The 15,112-nt window shown below is 72.5% G+C and carries 10 protein-coding genes; 6 read left to right on the forward strand and 4 right to left on the reverse strand.

Annotated elements, in window-relative coordinates; genetic code table 11:
- The first annotated feature begins 330 nt into the window (after positions 1-330).
- Both C2L59_RS37265 and C2L59_RS37270 read left to right on the forward strand, forming a co-directional pair.
- On the forward strand, positions 331-4,881 hold the full coding sequence (locus C2L59_RS37265; protein WP_103354287.1) for a HAMP domain-containing protein: 4,551 nt from the start codon (positions 331-333) through the stop codon (positions 4,879-4,881).
- Positions 4,878-7,274 (forward strand): SpoIIE family protein phosphatase, encoded by a 2,397-nt coding sequence (locus tag C2L59_RS37270; protein ID WP_103354288.1) that lies wholly within the window; start codon positions 4,878-4,880, stop codon positions 7,272-7,274. The genes C2L59_RS37265 and C2L59_RS37270 overlap by 4 nt, the downstream gene beginning before the upstream one ends.
- On the opposite strand, the gene C2L59_RS37275 is transcribed toward C2L59_RS37270, so the two are convergent.
- Both C2L59_RS37275 and C2L59_RS37280 read right to left on the reverse strand, forming a co-directional pair.
- Positions 7,264-8,361 carry a calcium:proton antiporter gene (locus C2L59_RS37275; protein ID WP_103354289.1) on the reverse strand — a complete coding sequence of 366 codons (1,098 nt, stop codon included), beginning with the start codon at positions 8,359-8,361 and terminating at the stop codon, positions 7,264-7,266. The two genes, C2L59_RS37270 and C2L59_RS37275, sit on opposite strands and share 11 nt — an antisense overlap.
- A 51-nt stretch (positions 8,362-8,412) precedes the next feature.
- Complete coding sequence (locus C2L59_RS37280; RefSeq protein WP_103354290.1) at positions 8,413-9,327, reverse strand: LysR family transcriptional regulator; 915 nt, start codon at positions 9,325-9,327, stop codon at positions 8,413-8,415.
- A gap of 70 nt (positions 9,328-9,397) precedes the next feature.
- Here C2L59_RS37280 and C2L59_RS37285 point away from each other — a divergent pair, with 70 nt between their 5' ends.
- The 3 genes from C2L59_RS37285 to C2L59_RS37295 all read left to right on the forward strand — a co-directional run bounded on the left by C2L59_RS37285 (position 9,398) and on the right by C2L59_RS37295 (position 13,135).
- Positions 9,398-11,131: a pyruvate dehydrogenase gene (locus C2L59_RS37285; RefSeq protein ID WP_103354291.1), complete on the forward strand. Its 1,734-nt coding sequence runs from the start codon at positions 9,398-9,400 to the stop codon at positions 11,129-11,131.
- 133 nt (positions 11,132-11,264) lie between these two features.
- Positions 11,265-12,389: a hypothetical protein gene (locus tag C2L59_RS37290; protein ID WP_103354292.1), complete on the forward strand. Its 1,125-nt coding sequence runs from the start codon at positions 11,265-11,267 to the stop codon at positions 12,387-12,389.
- Between the two features lie 89 nt (positions 12,390-12,478).
- Complete coding sequence (locus C2L59_RS37295) at positions 12,479-13,135, forward strand: HNH endonuclease family protein (RefSeq protein ID WP_103354294.1); 657 nt, start codon at positions 12,479-12,481, stop codon at positions 13,133-13,135.
- Here C2L59_RS37295 and C2L59_RS37300 read toward each other — a convergent pair.
- Positions 13,132-13,875: a fructosamine kinase family protein gene (locus C2L59_RS37300; RefSeq protein WP_103354295.1), complete on the reverse strand. Its 744-nt coding sequence runs from the start codon at positions 13,873-13,875 to the stop codon at positions 13,132-13,134. The genes C2L59_RS37295 and C2L59_RS37300 overlap by 4 nt on opposite strands.
- Positions 13,876-13,930: 55 nt before the next feature.
- Here C2L59_RS37300 and C2L59_RS37305 point away from each other — a divergent pair, with 55 nt between their 5' ends.
- On the forward strand, positions 13,931-14,287 hold the full coding sequence (locus C2L59_RS37305) for an MmcQ/YjbR family DNA-binding protein (RefSeq protein ID WP_103354296.1): 357 nt from the start codon (positions 13,931-13,933) through the stop codon (positions 14,285-14,287).
- On the opposite strand, the gene C2L59_RS37310 is transcribed toward C2L59_RS37305, so the two are convergent.
- Positions 14,212-15,075, reverse strand: coding sequence for a GNAT family N-acetyltransferase (locus C2L59_RS37310; protein WP_103354297.1), 864 nt, complete (start codon positions 15,073-15,075; stop codon positions 14,212-14,214). The two genes, C2L59_RS37305 and C2L59_RS37310, sit on opposite strands and share 76 nt — an antisense overlap.
- Between the last annotated feature and the right edge of the window lie 37 nt (positions 15,076-15,112).

The following is a 15,112-nucleotide window of genomic DNA, read 5'->3' on the forward strand; positions in this document are numbered from 1 at the left end:
GTTCCGGGCCGCGAGGCTCCACAGTGGAATGTCCACACCGGACGCCCGGACGCGGGCGCGACGGAACCCCGCGACGTCGGCGGGAGCGCATCGGCGGTACCCGTGCCGCCATTCAGCCGAACGGGTCAGCAGGCTCGGATGGCCTGGCAGGAAAGGAAAGGCTTCGAGGGCCGCCTCGGGGAGCACGCGCGGGCAACGGGCGCGGCTGGTTGCTCAACCGTTGCCGTCCAGTTTAGTGCAGCTGCACTATGCTGAGCCATCCGGTGTGCAGAACGCCGGCCGGCGGTCCGCGCCGGCAAGTGGAGAAACGGGTGGCGGATGGGTGGGGCAATGGCCGAGGGGACGCGCCCGGGTGCCAACGGGGCAGTCGCAGGCGTGGGCGAGGCCGGGGAGCAGGAGCTGCGCCGGCTGCTGGCCGGCCTGACCGCCGTCCGCGACGGCGACTTCGGCATCCGGCTGCCCGGCGGGGCCGACGGCCTGCTCGGCGAGATCGCCACGGTCTTCAACGGCATGGCCGACCAGCTGTCGCTGTTCACCTCCGAGGTCACCCGCGTCGCCCGCGAGGTCGGCAGCGAGGGGCAGCTCGGCGGCCAGGCGAAGGTCCCCGGCGTGTCCGGCACGTGGAAGGACCTCACCGACTCGGTGAACGCCATGGCCGGCAACCTCACCACCCAGGTCCGCGACATCGCGCAGGTGGCGACCGCGGTCGCGAAGGGCGACCTGTCGCAGAAGATCGACGTCGACGCGCGCGGGGAAATCCTCGAGCTCAAGGACACCGTCAACACGATGGTGGACCAGCTGTCGTCCTTCGCGGACGAGGTCACCCGCGTCGCCCGCGAGGTGGGCAGCGAAGGCCGGCTCGGCGGGCAGGCCCAGGTGCCCGGCGTCGGCGGTGTCTGGCGCGACCTCACCGATTCGGTGAACTTCATGGCCGGCAACCTGACCGACCAGGTCCGCAACATCGCCCAGGTGACGACGGCGGTGGCGAAGGGCGACCTGTCCCAGAAGATCACCGTCGACGCCCGCGGGGAAATCCTCGAACTCAAGAACACCATCAACACGATGGTGGACCAGCTGTCGTCCTTCGCCGACGAAGTCACCCGCGTCGCCCGCGAGGTGGGTACCGAAGGCAGATTGGGTGGCCAGGCCGACGTCAAGGGCGTCTCGGGGACCTGGCGCGACCTCACCGACTCGGTGAACTTCATGGCCGGCAACCTGACCGACCAGGTCCGCAACATCGCCCAGGTGGCCACCGCGGTGGCGAGCGGCGACCTGTCGCAGAAGATCAACGTCACCGCCCGCGGCGAGGTCCTCGAGCTCAAGGACACGCTGAACACGATGGTGGATCAGCTGTCCGCGTTCGCGGACGAGGTCACCCGGGTGGCGCGCGAAGTGGGTACCGAGGGCCGGCTGGGCGGCCAGGCCGACGTCAAGGGCGTCTCCGGCACCTGGAAGGACCTTACCGAGTCGGTCAACGTCATGGCCGACAACCTCACCGCGCAGGTCCGCTCGATCGCCCAGGTCACCACCGCGGTCGCCCGCGGCGACCTGTCCCAGAAGATCCGCGTCGACGCCCGCGGCGAAATCCTCGAACTCAAGGACACCATCAACACGATGGTGGATCAGCTGTCCGCGTTCGCGGACGAGGTCACCCGCGTCGCCCGCGAGGTCGGCACCGAGGGCAACCTCGGCGGCCAGGCCACCGTCCGCGGCGTGTCCGGGACCTGGAAGAACCTCACCGACAACGTCAACGTGATGGCGTCCAACCTGACCGGCCAGGTGCGCTCGATCGCCCAGGTCGCGACCGCGGTCGCGCGCGGTGACCTGTCGGGCAAGATCACCGTCGAGGCCAAGGGCGAGGTCGCGGCCCTGGCCGACGTCATCAACACGATGGTCGACACGCTGTCGGCGTTCGCGGACGAGGTCACCCGCGTGGCGCGCGAGGTCGGCACCGAGGGCATGCTCGGCGGCCAGGCCCGGGTGCCGAACGTGGCCGGCACCTGGAAGGACCTCACCGACAACGTCAACTCGATGGCGAACAACCTCACCGGTCAGGTCCGCAACATCGCCCAGGTGACCACCGCCGTCGCGCAGGGCGACCTGACCCGCAAGATCGACGTCGACGCCCGCGGCGAGATCCTCGAGCTCAAGACCACCATCAACACGATGGTCGACCAGCTCTCGGCGTTCGCCGCGGAAGTCACCCGCGTGGCCCGCGAGGTCGGCAGCGAAGGCCGCCTCGGCGGCCAGGCCGAGGTCGAGGGCGTGTCGGGCACCTGGAAGCGGCTGACGGAGAACGTCAACGAGCTGGCCGGGAACCTCACCCGGCAGGTCCGCGCGATCGCCGAGGTGACCAGCGCGGTCGCCGAGGGCGACCTGACCCGCTCGATCACCGTCGACGCCTCCGGCGAGGTCGCCGAGCTGAAGGACAACATCAACTCGATGGTGGAGTCCCTGCGCGAGACCACGCGGGCGAACCAGGAGCAGGACTGGCTGAAGTCCAACCTGGCCACCATCACCGGGCTGATGCAGGGCCGGCGCGACCTCGCCGTCGTCGCGGCCGCGGTGATGGACGAGCTCGTCCCGCTGGTCAACGCCCAGTACGGCGCGTTCTACCTGGCCGACGACACCGCCGAGGTCCCCGAGCTGCGGCTGGTCGGCGCCTACGGCCACCCGGACGACGGCGACGGCCCGGCCGTCCGGTTCCGCGTGGGCCAGTCGCTGGTTGGGCAGGCCGCCCGCAGCCGCCGGGCGATCGCGGTCGACGACGTCCCGCCCGGGTACGCCACCATCTCCTCCGGCCTCGGCAGCACCGCGCCGGCCAACCTGATCGTGCTGCCCATCGTGGTCGAGGACCAGGTGCTCGGCGTGATCGAGCTGGCGTCGGTGCACGGCTTCACGCTGGTGCACCGGGCGTTCCTCGAGCTGCTGATGGAGCAGATCGGCGTCAACGTCAACAGCATCGTGGCCAACGCCCGCACCGACGAGCTGCTCGGCGAGTCGCAGCGCCTGACCGCGGAGCTGCAGGCCCGCTCCGAAGAGCTGCAGGCGCGCCAGGAGGAACTCCAGTCCTCCAACGCCGAACTGGAGGAGAAGGCGGCGCTGCTGGTCACGCAGAACCGCGACATCGAGACGAAGAACCTGGAGATCGAGCAGGCCCGCCAGGAGCTGGAGGCCCGCGCCCAGCAGCTGACGCTGGCGTCGAAGTACAAGTCGGAGTTCCTGGCCAACATGAGCCACGAGCTGCGCACCCCGCTCAACAGCCTGCTGATCCTCGCCCAGCTGCTCGCGCAGAACCCGACCCGCAACCTCACCGCCAAGCAGGTCGAGTACGCGGGCATCATCCACTCCGCGGGCTCGGACCTGCTCCAGCTGATCAACGACATCCTCGACCTGTCGAAGGTCGAAGCCGGGAAGATGGACGTCACCCCGGAGCAGGTGTCGCTGCGCCAGCTCATCGACTACGTCGAGGCGACGTTCCGGCCGATGACCTCGCAGCGCAACCTGGACTTCCGGATCACCGTCGCGCCCGGCTCGCCCGCCGAGCTGCTGACCGACGACTCGCGGCTGCGGCAGGTGCTGCGCAACCTGCTGTCCAACGCGGTCAAGTTCACCGAGGTCGGCGGGATCGAGCTGCACATCGAGGCGGTCGACCCCGATCGGCTGCCGCGGCCGCTGCGGGTGCACGGGCCGGCCGTCGCGTTCCGGGTCACCGACACCGGCATCGGGATCGCCGAGCACCAGCTCGAATCGATCTTCGGCGCGTTCCAGCAGGCCGACGGCACCACGAGCCGCAAGTACGGCGGCACCGGCCTCGGCTTGTCGATCAGCCGGGAGATCGCCCAGCTGCTCGGCGGCGTGATCACCGCGGAAAGCACCCTCGGCGAGGGCAGCACCTTCACCTTCTCGCTGCCGGTCGCGCGGCCGGACTTCGCGCCCCTGCCGGCCGGGGAGCACCCCGGCACCGCCCTCGTGACGACCGATTCCGGCGCCGCCGCGGGGGCCTCGGGCCCGCGGCCGTACCGGCGGCTGCTGGTCGTCGAGGAACGCCAGCACGGCCTGCTGACGCTCGTGGCCGAGAGCGCGGCGGCGGACCTGTCCGACAGCCGTGACATCGGCCTTTCGCCCGCCGACGTCGAAGTCGTCACGGCGGTCGGCACGCAGGAGGCCGCGGCCGCGCTCGCCACCGACGCCTACCACTGCGTGGTGCTCGACCTGGACCTGCCGGAGCGGACCGCGTTCACGTTCCTCGACGCGATGCAGGGCGACAGCGCGCTGCGGCTGGTGCCGGTGCTCGCGCACAACAGCCGCCGGCTCGACGTCGAGCTGGAGCAGCTGGTGCAGTCCCGCGCGGACGTGCAGTCCCTGGAGGTGCTCTCCGGGCTGGACGAGCTGCGCGAACGGATCGCGCTGCACCTGTCGGCCGAAGAGCCCGGCGCGGTGCTGCCGCTGGTCCGCCCGGACGAGCCGGCCGCGCCGGTGCGGGCGGCCGACGTCGACACGACGCTGGCCGGGCGCACGGTGCTGATCGTCGACGACGACCCGCGCAACGTCTATGCCCTGACCGGGATCCTGGAGCTGCACGGCATGCAGGTGCTGCACGCCGAGGACGGCCGCAAGGGCGTCGAGACGGTCGCGGCGCACCCGGGCATCGACCTGATCCTGATGGACGTGATGATGCCGGAGATGGACGGCTACACGGCGACCGCGAAGATCCGGGCCATGCCGGAGCACGCCGGGATCCCGATCGTCGCGGTGACGGCGAAGGCGATGCCGGGCGACCGGGAGAAGAGCCTCGCCTCGGGCGCGACCGACTACGTCACGAAACCGGTGGATGCGGACGACCTGATCACCCGCATCAAGCGGCACGTGACCGCGTGATCGAGAACGATCGGCTGCCCGCCGAGGACCACGTCGTGCCCGTCCTGCCCCCGCCCGCCGAGGTGTCGGCGAACCTGGCCCGGCTCGCGGACACCGTCGCGCGGCTGCGCGGCGAGGTCGACCACGCCCACGCCGTCGCCGACGGCCGCGCGCTGATCGAGCTGGCCAAGGGCGTGCTGATGGAACGCCTGCACTGCACGCCGCCGGACGCGGCGAAGCAGCTGGAGACGCTGGCCGAGCGCTCCGGGGTGACGCCACTGGAGTTCGCCGCGGACGTCGTCGGCGAGGCGGCCGAGGACCGCATCAGCGAGGTGACGCAGGAGTTCCTGGCCCGCGCCGAAGGCGAAGACTCGGTCGCGGTGCGGCTGCGCACCGCCGAGAGCGGCGTGCTCGCGGCGGGGGACACCCAGCGCGTCGCGGAGTCCATCCTGGAGCACGCGCTGCGGCCGCTCGGCGCGACCGCGGTCGCGGTGTGGCTCGCCGGGCCCGACGGGTCGCTGACCCTGGCCGGGTCGGCGGGTTTCTCGGCCGAAGAGGCGGCCCGCTGGCGGTACGTCCCGCCCGGGGTGGCCACGCCCGCCCGCAGCGCGCTGATCGAGCGGGACACCGTCTGGTTCCCGACCCTGGCGGGGGCCGGGCTGCCGTCGCTCGGGCAGCACACGCTCTCCGGCGGCGGCCGCGTCGCGGTGCCGACCGGGACCGGCGGGCGGATCATCGGCGTCGTCGAGATGTGCTGGCCGGAGCCGCTGCCCACGGAACCGGGGCGGCAGCGCCGTCAGCTGGAGGCGCTGGCCGAGCTGTGCGCGCACACCCTCGACACGTGGGACGGCGTGATCACGCCGGTCGCCGCCGACGGTTCCGGGGACTTCCTGGGCGAGCTGGTCGACTTCATCGACGGCCTGCACGACCCGGCCGTGCTGCTGTCGCCGTGCCTCGACGGCGGCGGTTTCCTGAGCGACTTCCGCATCCACCACGCCAACGTCCGGTTCGCCGACCCGGGCGGCCGGCCGCGCAGCCGGATCGTCGGCACCCGGCTGCTGGAGGCGTACCCGCTCGCGGCCGAGGAGAGCGGCCTGCTGGACAAGATCCGGCGCGTCTACGCCACCGGGGAGCCGTTCCGGGCCGACAGCATGGCGATCACCACGCTGGTCGACCAGGTGCCGCTGACCGTGCTCACCGACGTCAGCGTCACCCGGTTCGCCGGGAACGTGCTGCTGATCCTGCGCATCCAGGACGACGCGGCCAAGCTGGCGGTGCTGCTGCAGCACGCCCAGCGGCTCGGCCGGATCGGCGGCTTCGAGGAGAACGTCGTCACCGGCGTGATCACCTGGAACACCGAGCTGTTCGCGCTGTACGGCCTGCCGCCGAGCGCCACGCCGTTGTCGCTGCACGACCTGGCCGCGAACGCGCACCCGGACGACGCGCCGGCGATCGGCCGGTTCCTGCGGGCGGTGCTGCACCACAAGCGCCCGTCGTCGACGGCGTTCCGGCTGCAGCGCTCCGACGGCGTCGCCCGGCACATCCGGGTGGTCGCCGAGCCGGTCGTCGACGTCCGCGGCGAGCTGGTCGCGGTCCGCGGCGCCTACCAGGACGTCTCGTCGCAGCACTGGACCGAGGTGGCGCTGGCGGCGACGCGGGACAGGCTGGCCGAGACCGAGCAGGAGGCGATGGAGCGCAACCGGCTGGCGCTGCAGCTGCAGCACGCGATCATGCCGCCGGCCAAGGGCCCGATCGACATGCCGGGCCTGCGCGCGGCGGTCCGCTACCGGCCGGCGGAGAAGGAACACCTGGTCGGCGGCGACTGGTACGACGCCGTCGCGCTGCCGACCGGCGAGGTCCTGCTGTGCGTCGGCGACGTGGCGGGCCACGGCATCGACGCGGCGACGGGCATGGTGAGCCTCCGCAACGCCCTGCGCGGCCTCGCGGCGACCGGCGCCGGCCCGGCCCAGCTGCTGACGTGGCTGAACCTGGTGGCCTACCACCTGACCGACCACGTCACGGCCACGGCGGTCGCGGCGGTGTACGACCCGGCCCGCCGCACGCTGCGCTGGGCGCGGGCGGGCCACCTGCCCCCGATCGTCCGCCACGGCGACGGAACGGCGACGACGTTGCCGCTGATCCGCGGTTCGCTGCTCGGCGCGGTCCGCGACGTCGTGTACGAGGAGGACGAGCTCCAGCTGGCCGAGGGCGACATCCTGCTGATCTACACCGACGGCCTGATCGAGCGCCGCGACCGCCCGGTCCAGGATTCGGTGTCCCGCCTGGTCACCCTGGTCGACGGCCACGACGGGGGGCTGGAGCACCAGCTGGACACGCTGCTGACCTACAGCACGGCGGACACCGACGACGACACCTGCGTGGTCGGGATCGAGGTCATCACCGTCAAGGGTTGATGGCCAGCACGAGGAAGCCCGCCAGCAGGACCAGGTGCACGCCGCCCTGGAGGCGGGTCGCGCGGCCCGGGACCACCGTCAGGACGCTCACCACCACGGTCAGCGCCAGCAGCACGATCTGCGTAGAACCCAGGCCGAGCAGCAGCTGGCTCGGCAGCCACACCGACGCCAGGGCGATCGCCGGGATCGTCAGGCCGATGCTCGCGATCGCCGAGCCGTACGCGAGGTTGAGGCTGATCTGCATCCGGTCGCGCTGGGCCGCGCGGACCGCGGCCAGGGTCTCCGGCAGCAGGACCAGCAGGGCGATCACCACGCCGACGAACGACTGCGGGAACCCGGCGGCCCGCACCCCGGCTTCGATGGCCGGCGACTCCACCTTGGCCAGCCCGACCACCGCCACCAGCGCCACCAGCAGCAGGATGAGACTGCCCATGGCCGCGCGGCGGGTCGGCGGGTCGGCGTGGTCGTCCTCCTTGACCGCGCCGTCGGCGGCCACCGGGAGGAAGAAGTCGCGGTGGCGGACCGTCTGCGTCAGCACGAACGTCCCGTACAGCGCCAGCGACGCGATCGCCGCGAACGTCAGCTGCGTGGGGGAGAACGCCGGCCCGGGCGTGCTGGAGGTGAACGCCGGCAGCACCAGGCTCAGCGTGGCCAGCGTCGCCACCGTGGCCAGCGCGGCCCCGCTGCCTTCGGAGTTGAACAGCGTCGAGCCGTAGCGGCGGGCGCCGACGAGCAGCGAGATGCCGACGATGCCGTTGGTGGTGATCATGACGGCCGCGAAGACCGTGTCCCGCGCCAGCGAACCGGCTTCCGGGCCGCCGGAGACCATCATCGTGACGATCAGCGCGACCTCGATGACGGTGACCGCGACCGCGAGCACCAGCGAGCCGAACGGTTCCCCGACGCGGTGCGCGACCACTTCCGCGTGGTGCACCGCGGCCAGCACGGTCGCCCCCAGTGCGACGGCGACGACGGCCACGAAGACCGGGCCCAGGTCGCGGCCCCAGGACAGGGCCAGCACGAGCACGCCGAGCACCGGGGTGACGGAGGTCCAGGACAGCAGGAAGGATCTCAGCGCGGCGACCATGTCACCACCCTGTCACACCACCGGGCATTCCGCGGGCCCGCCGGGAGCTTCTCACATCGTCCCTTGTGGACGGTCGGGCGGCGCCGGGGTCAGCGTCGGGGCGGCGGCCAGCACGTGCCGGCGGAAGGTTTCGCTCAATGGTGGGAGTTTCCGCCCCCTCGCCCAGGCGAGACCGATGTCGCGGGCAGCGTCCACATCGGTCAGTGCGAGGTGCGGTGCCGGGAACGCCGCCGTGTGGGGCAGCGGCAGCACGGAGACGCCGAGCCCGGCGGTGACGAGGCCGCGAAGGGTTTCGACTTCGTCGCCCTCGAACCCGATGCGCGGGGCGAACCCGGCCTCGGCGCACAGCCGCCCGGTCGTTTCGCGCAGCGCGTAACCCGGTCGCAGGAGGATGAACGTCTCGGCCGCGACGTCGGCGAGGCGGACGCGGCGGCGCCCGGCGAGCCGGTGGCGCGGCGGGACCGCGAGCCGCAGCGGCTCGACGAGCAGCCGGGTCCAGTGGAGCTGGGGGTGCCCGGGGTCGCCGCTGGTGATGACCAGGTCGGCGGTGCCGCCGAGGAGTTCCCCTTCGAGTCCGGCTTCGCCGTGCTGCCGGAGTTCGAAGCGGGCGCCGGGGTGCTCGTGCAGGAAGCCGCTGAGCACCTCGGGCACGAGCCAGGTGCCGAACGTGTGCAGGAACGCCAGCGGGACGACCCCGGTGCCCGGCGCGACGATCTCACCGACCTCGCGCAGGCCCTGGTCGAGCTGGTCGAGCACGAGCTCCACGTGCCGCCGGAAGGCGTGCCCGGCCGGCGTCAGCCGCAGCACCCGCCCGGACCGGCGGAACAGCTCGGCGCCGGCGTCGCGCTCGAGGCGGCGCAGGGCCCGGGACAGCGCGGGCTGGGTGAGGTGGCCCCGCGCCGCGGTCTCGGTCACCGTGGCCCCGGCGGCGACCTCCCGGAACAGCCGCAGCGTCTCGACGTCCATGCGTCCAGTGTATGGATTTTCAGCCAATCAGGCATTGGACGCATCGATCAGCACGAGGCAGGGTGGAGGTATGGCAACCGTGGCAGAACAACTGGTCAGGACCCTGCGGGACGCGGGCGTCGAGCGCATCTACGGCATCGTGGGGGACAGCCTCAATCCCATCGTCGACGCCGTGCGCCGCACCGACGGCATCGACTGGGTGCACGTGCGCCACGAAGAGACCGCAGCCTTCGCCGCCGCGGCCGAGGCGCAGGTCACCGGCAAGCTCGCCGTCTGCGCGGGCAGCTGCGGGCCGGGCAACCTGCACCTGATCAACGGCCTGTTCGACGCGCACCGCTCGGGCGCGCCGGTGCTGGCGATCGCGTCGCACATCCCGTCGAACCAGATCGGCACCGGCTTCTTCCAGGAGACCCACCCGGACCGGCTGTTCGCCGAATGCAGCCACTTCAGCGAGGTGGTGGCGGACCCGGCGCAGCTGCCGCGGCTGTTGCGGATCGCCACCCAGGCGGCCGTCGGCAAGGGCGGCGTCGCGGTGCTGACCATCCCCGGCGACCTCGCCGACCGCAAGGCCACCGGCCCGCTGACCGAGCGCCTGCCGCTGGTGGCGCCGTCGCCCGCCGTGCCGGCCGCCGAGGTCGTCCAGGAGCTCGCGGACCTGCTGAACTCGGGCGAGAAGGTGATGCTGTTCGCCGGCGCGGGCGTCCGCGGCGCGCACGCCGAGGTGCTGGCCCTGGCGGAAAAACTCGCCGCGCCGGTCGGGCACTCGCTCGGCGGCAAGGAGTGGATCCAGTACGACAACCCGTACGACGTCGGCATGAGCGGCCTGCTCGGCTACGGCGCCTGCTACGACGCGATGCACGAGGCCGACCGGATCGTGCTGCTGGGCACGGACTTCCCGTACGACAACTTCCTCCCGCAGGCGCGCACGATCCAGCTCGACCACGACGCCTCGCGCCTCGGCCGCCGCACGCCGCTGGACCTGGCGGTGCACGGCGACGTGAAGGAAACGCTGCAGGCGCTGCTCCCGCTGCTGCGGCCCCGCACCGATCGCGCGTTCCTCGACCGGATGCTGCGTGAGCACGTGCGGAAGCTGGAGAAGGTCGTCGGCGCGTACACGGGCAAGATCGAGCAGCGCCGGCCGATCCACCCCGAGTACGTCGCGTCGGTGCTCGACGAGGTCGCCGCCGACGACGCGGTGTTCACGGTCGACACCGGCATGGGCAACGTCTGGGCGGCCCGCTACCTGACCCCGAACGGCCGCCGTCGCGTGCTGGGCTCGTTCCGGCACGGCAGCATGGCCAACGCGCTGCCGCACGCGATCGGCGCGCAGCTGTCCCAGCCGGGCCGCCAGGTCGTGTCGTTGTCGGGAGACGGCGGCCTCGCGATGCTGATGGGTGACCTGCTGACGCTGCCGGCGTACGACGTCCCGGTGAAGGTCGTGGTGTTCAACAACGCGACGCTGGGCATGGTGAAGCTGGAGATGCTGGTGGACGGCCTGCCGGACTTCGGCACGGACCACGCCCCGGTCGACTTCGCGGCGATCGCGGCGGCGTGCGGGGTGTTTTCGGAGCGGGTCGAGGACCCGGCCGACGTCCGCGGCGCGCTGGAGAAGGCGTTCGCCCACCCGGGCCCGGCGGTGGTCGAGGTGGTGACCGACCCGAACGCCCTGTCGATCCCGCCCAGGATCACCGGCGAAATGGTCCGCGGATTCGCCTTGGGGGCGACGAAGACGGTGCTCAACGGCGGTGTGGGCAAGATGGTCGACCTGGCCCGCGCGAACCTCCGCAACACCCCGCGGCCGTAACCCGGTCCACAGTGGACGGCCGGCCGGTCACCCACCGTGGTGATCGACCACTCGTTCGGCTGCTGGGACGGCGGCGAGTTGCCTCTTACCGTCGAGGGAGCGCTCGCCGTTTCGTCCCGGGAGGTGTGCCGGCGTGCTCGTGGCTCTCCAGCGCACCGGCGCAGACCGGCCGCTCTCCCCGGCGGTGGTGCATTTGGTGGAGTTGCTGCGTGCGTGGGGCCCGGGGCCGGAGCACCTGACGGGCCTGGCGCTGGTGGGGGTGAGCCTCCCGGGCCGCGTGGTGGACGCACTGGTGTTCACGAGGAGCGGGGTGGTGGTGATCGCGGCCCACGCCCCGGGACCGGGCGAGTGGCCGGGCCCAGGCCACCGCACAGGAGCAGCGGTGGAGGCGGCGAGGGGAGCGCTTGCCGGGCACGAGGGTGGCCGGTACGTGACGGGGCTGGTCGCGGTGGTGCCACCGGCGGAGACGCTCGAGAGCGGGCGCGAAGTGGCGGCTGAACCGCCCGGGAGCCGGTTGGAGCCGACGGAAGACCTGAGCACCCGGCTCGAGGCCGTGGCGGATCGGCACAGTGGCCGGCTGGATATCCCGCCTGAGCCCGAGGCAGGGCCGCACGGCAGCCAACCCGGCCCGGCGGTAGGCCCGCCCGGCACCGCCGCGCCCGAGCCCGCGGCAGACCCGCGCGGCAGCCAACCCATCTCGGCCGTAGGGCCGCCCGGCACCGCTGCGCCCGAGCCCGCGGCAGACCCGCGAGGCAGTCGGTTCAAGCCACCCGAGCCCCAGCCCCCGACCGAACCCACCGGCCAGCCCGCCTTCCACTGGCGCGAACCCGCCCCCATCCCCGGCGTCGCCGTCGTCCGGGCCGATCCGCGCGGGCTGCGGCGGATCATCCGGCAGCACAACCGGTGGCGGACCGTCTGGTCCGCCGACGACATCCTCGACGCCTGCTACGCCCTCTCCCTCGCCCACCTCGCCCCGCCTCGCTCGGCCCTGCTCGCCGATGGCTTCCCTGCGCGGCTGCCCGCCCGCTCCCAGCTCCCCGAACTACCCGCCGTCGTCGCCTTGCCTCCGGAGCCGCCGGCGCCCGTGGCCGAAGACGATCCGTGGACTCCGCCCGTTCGCGGGCCCGGCTCCGCCGTCTTTCCGCGGCCGCGGCCCGTCCGGCAGGTTCCGTGGGGGCTGGTCTTCGTGCTCACCTTGCTCGTCACCGCCGGGGTGGTGGCCGCCGTCTTCGTGGCGCAGGTCTTTCACGGCTCTTGACCCGATTGGTTCGCTTCAACTAGGCCGTCTGCACCGTTTCCCGTGCGCGTCCGCTGGGCACCTCCCGGTCGATGTGAAAGGGGTTCACGATGCCGCGCACCCGAGCGCTTGTCCTTCTCGTCTTCCTCGCGGGTTCGTCCCTCGCCGGGTGCAAGCTCGCCGACGGGCTGGCGGCCGGCACCCAGGCGCCCGGGACGGCCGCCGCGCCGCCGGTCTCGCCCGCCGAGGCGCGTAGCCAGCTCGCCGCGCTCGAGGTCGCCGTGCGCGGGACCATGGACGGCTACAGCCGCGACGAATTCCCGCACTGGGACAAGGTCGACGCCAGCTGCGACGTCCGGGAACAGGTGCTCAAGCGCGACGGCAAGGACGTCAAGACCGATGCGCAGTGCGCCCCGAAGTCCGGCACCTGGGTCAGCCCCTACGACGGCCAGACCTGGCACAAGTCGTCCGATGTGGACATCGACCACGTCGTGCCGCTCGGGCAGGCGTGGATCAGCGGCGCGAAGTCGTGGACCAAGCAGCGGCGCGAACAGTTCGCCAACGACCTCGTCCGCCCGCAGCTCAAGGCGGTCACCGACAACCTCAACGAGCAGAAGAGCGACAAGGCCCCGGACGCCTGGAAGCCGCCGCTCGTCTCCTACTGGTGCACCTACGCCACCGACTGGATCGTCGTGAAGACCAACTACGGCCTGACCATCACCGTGCCGGAGAAGAACGCCCTCGCCGGCATGCTCGACCGCTGCTAGAACGAGCGGGCCGCGGCCACCGCCTGGTCTGCATAGGACTGTCCGAACAGGACAGTGTGGACGAGCAGCGGGAACAGCTGGTGCAGCCCGATCCGGTCGCGCCAGCCGTCGGCCAGCGGGCTCGCCTCGTCGTAAGCGGCGACGATGCGGCCGAGGTGCGGGCAGCCGAACAGGTGCAGCATCGCCAGGTCCGTCTCGCGGTGCCCGCCGTGGGCGGCCGGGTCGATCAGCCACGCCTCGCGTCCGTCCCACAGGACGTTGCCGTTCCACAGGTCGCCGTGCAGCCGCGCGGGTGGCTCGGCCGATGCCGGGATGCGCGCGCACGCCCGCTCGAACACCGCCGCTTCGGCCGGCCCGAACGTTCCCGCGTCCACCGCCAGCCGGACGTAGGGCAGCACGCGGTCGGAGGCGTACCAGCTCACCCAGTCGCCGACCGGGATGTTGGACATCGGTGCCCGGCCGATCCACGCGTCCGCCGGTCCGTCCGGCGGGGGTGCGCCGAACGCCGGGGCGCCCGCGGCGTGCAGCCCGGCCAGCCCGCGGCCGAAGCGTTCCGCCGCCGCGGCCGAGGGACGGCCGGCCGGGACGCGGTCGAGGACGAGCCGGTCCTGGTCGAGACTGCGGATGGCGGGCACCGGGACCGTGCCCGCCGCCGCCAGCCAGCGCAGGCCGGCCGCCTCCGCCGCCGTCGCGCCGGGAGCGTGGCCTCGCTTGACGAACACCTCGCCGGAGTCGGTCATGTCCCGCACGGTACCGGCGCGCTACGGTGGTCGCCGGAGACAGGGGGAAACGACGGTGACGGTGCAGGTCCGGGAGTTCGACCAGCTGCTCGGCGCGCTGGCGGAGGTCCAGCGTGCGGAAGCGCGCGACTACTCGTCGTTCAGCGTGCGCGGCACGCGGTTCGGCTACTTCTGGCCGCGGACCCGGACCGTCGGGCTCAAGCAGACCGTGTCCGAGCAGCTGGCGCTGGTGTCGGAACGGCCGGACGTGTTCGAGGTGCAGTTCACCGCCGGCGGGTTCGGCTGGGTGGTCGTGTACCTCGACGGCATCGACGCCGAAGAACTCGCCGAGCTCGTCTACGAAGCCTGGCGGCTCTCCGCCCCGGAGGAACTCGTCGCCGAGGTGCCCTTCACCAGGATCGCCCGCGCGTAGAGCAGGTCGAACCCCTGCCGCTGCACGTTCTGCTGCGACTTCGACCCCGGTAGCGTCGTGACGATGGCGACGTCGCACCCGGCTGCGGTGGCCGCGGCGAGCCGGGTGCGCAGCAGGGCCGTCTGGACGCCGCGGCGGCGGTGGGCGGGCATGGTGGCGGCGCCGGCGAACTGCGCGATCCCGTCGGTGACCCGGAAGCTCGCGCCGCCGGCGAACTCGCCGTTCCGTTCGGCGGTGTACCGCCGGACCCCGGCCATGTCGCGCAGCGCGTTCACGATGATTTCGGGGGTGAAGTCTTCGTGTGAGGGCAGACCCTCGGTGTCGGTGACCATGGAGGCGCCGGCGATGGCGGACAACCAGGTCTCCAGCTCGTCGTCCCGGCACGGCCGCACCACACCGTCGACGGCTTCGACCGGTCCGCCGAGGCGCCGGCCGAGCACGTTCTCGTACGACTCCAGCCGGTAGCCGCGGGCGGTCAGGAACGCGCCGATCGCCGGGTCGGCGAGCTGCGAAAGCTCGACCTGCACCGGCGCACCGAGCTCGGCGAAGGCCGCTTCGACCTCGTCGAGGTCTTCGAGCAGGCCGGCGAAGCCGAGGCCGGCGACCTTGTTGTACGGCGAGTCCGCCTCGGCGAAGCTGGCCACACCCCCGGCGAGCGGGCGTGCGAACCCGGCGCCGTCCCCGAGCCGCACCCGGGCGGCGTTGCTGCACGCGGCGACGAACCGCGCTTCGGCCAGTTCGATCCTCGCCGCCAGCGCGGTGTCGCAGAAAAGCCGTTCCCCGTCCACGTCCCCACAGTGGCGGACGTGGACGGGGAACTCCAAC

Source organism: Amycolatopsis sp. CA-128772, assembly GCF_002904295.1.
In the GTDB taxonomy this organism is placed as follows: Bacteria; Actinomycetota; Actinomycetes; order Mycobacteriales; family Pseudonocardiaceae; genus Amycolatopsis.

Coding starts and splice junctions, on each gene's coding strand:
- C2L59_RS37265 (WP_103354287.1), top strand. CDS start 331: ATGGCCGAGGGGACGCGCCCGGGTGCCAACGGGGCAGTCGCAGGCGTG.
- C2L59_RS37275 (WP_103354289.1), bottom strand. CDS start 8,361: ATGGTCGCCGCGCTGAGATCCTTCCTGCTGTCCTGGACCTCCGTCACC.
- C2L59_RS37280 (WP_103354290.1), bottom strand. CDS start 9,327: ATGGACGTCGAGACGCTGCGGCTGTTCCGGGAGGTCGCCGCCGGGGCC.
- C2L59_RS37285 (WP_103354291.1), top strand. CDS start 9,398: ATGGCAACCGTGGCAGAACAACTGGTCAGGACCCTGCGGGACGCGGGC.
- C2L59_RS37295 (WP_103354294.1), top strand. CDS start 12,479: ATGCCGCGCACCCGAGCGCTTGTCCTTCTCGTCTTCCTCGCGGGTTCG.
- C2L59_RS37300 (WP_103354295.1), bottom strand. CDS start 13,875: ATGACCGACTCCGGCGAGGTGTTCGTCAAGCGAGGCCACGCTCCCGGC.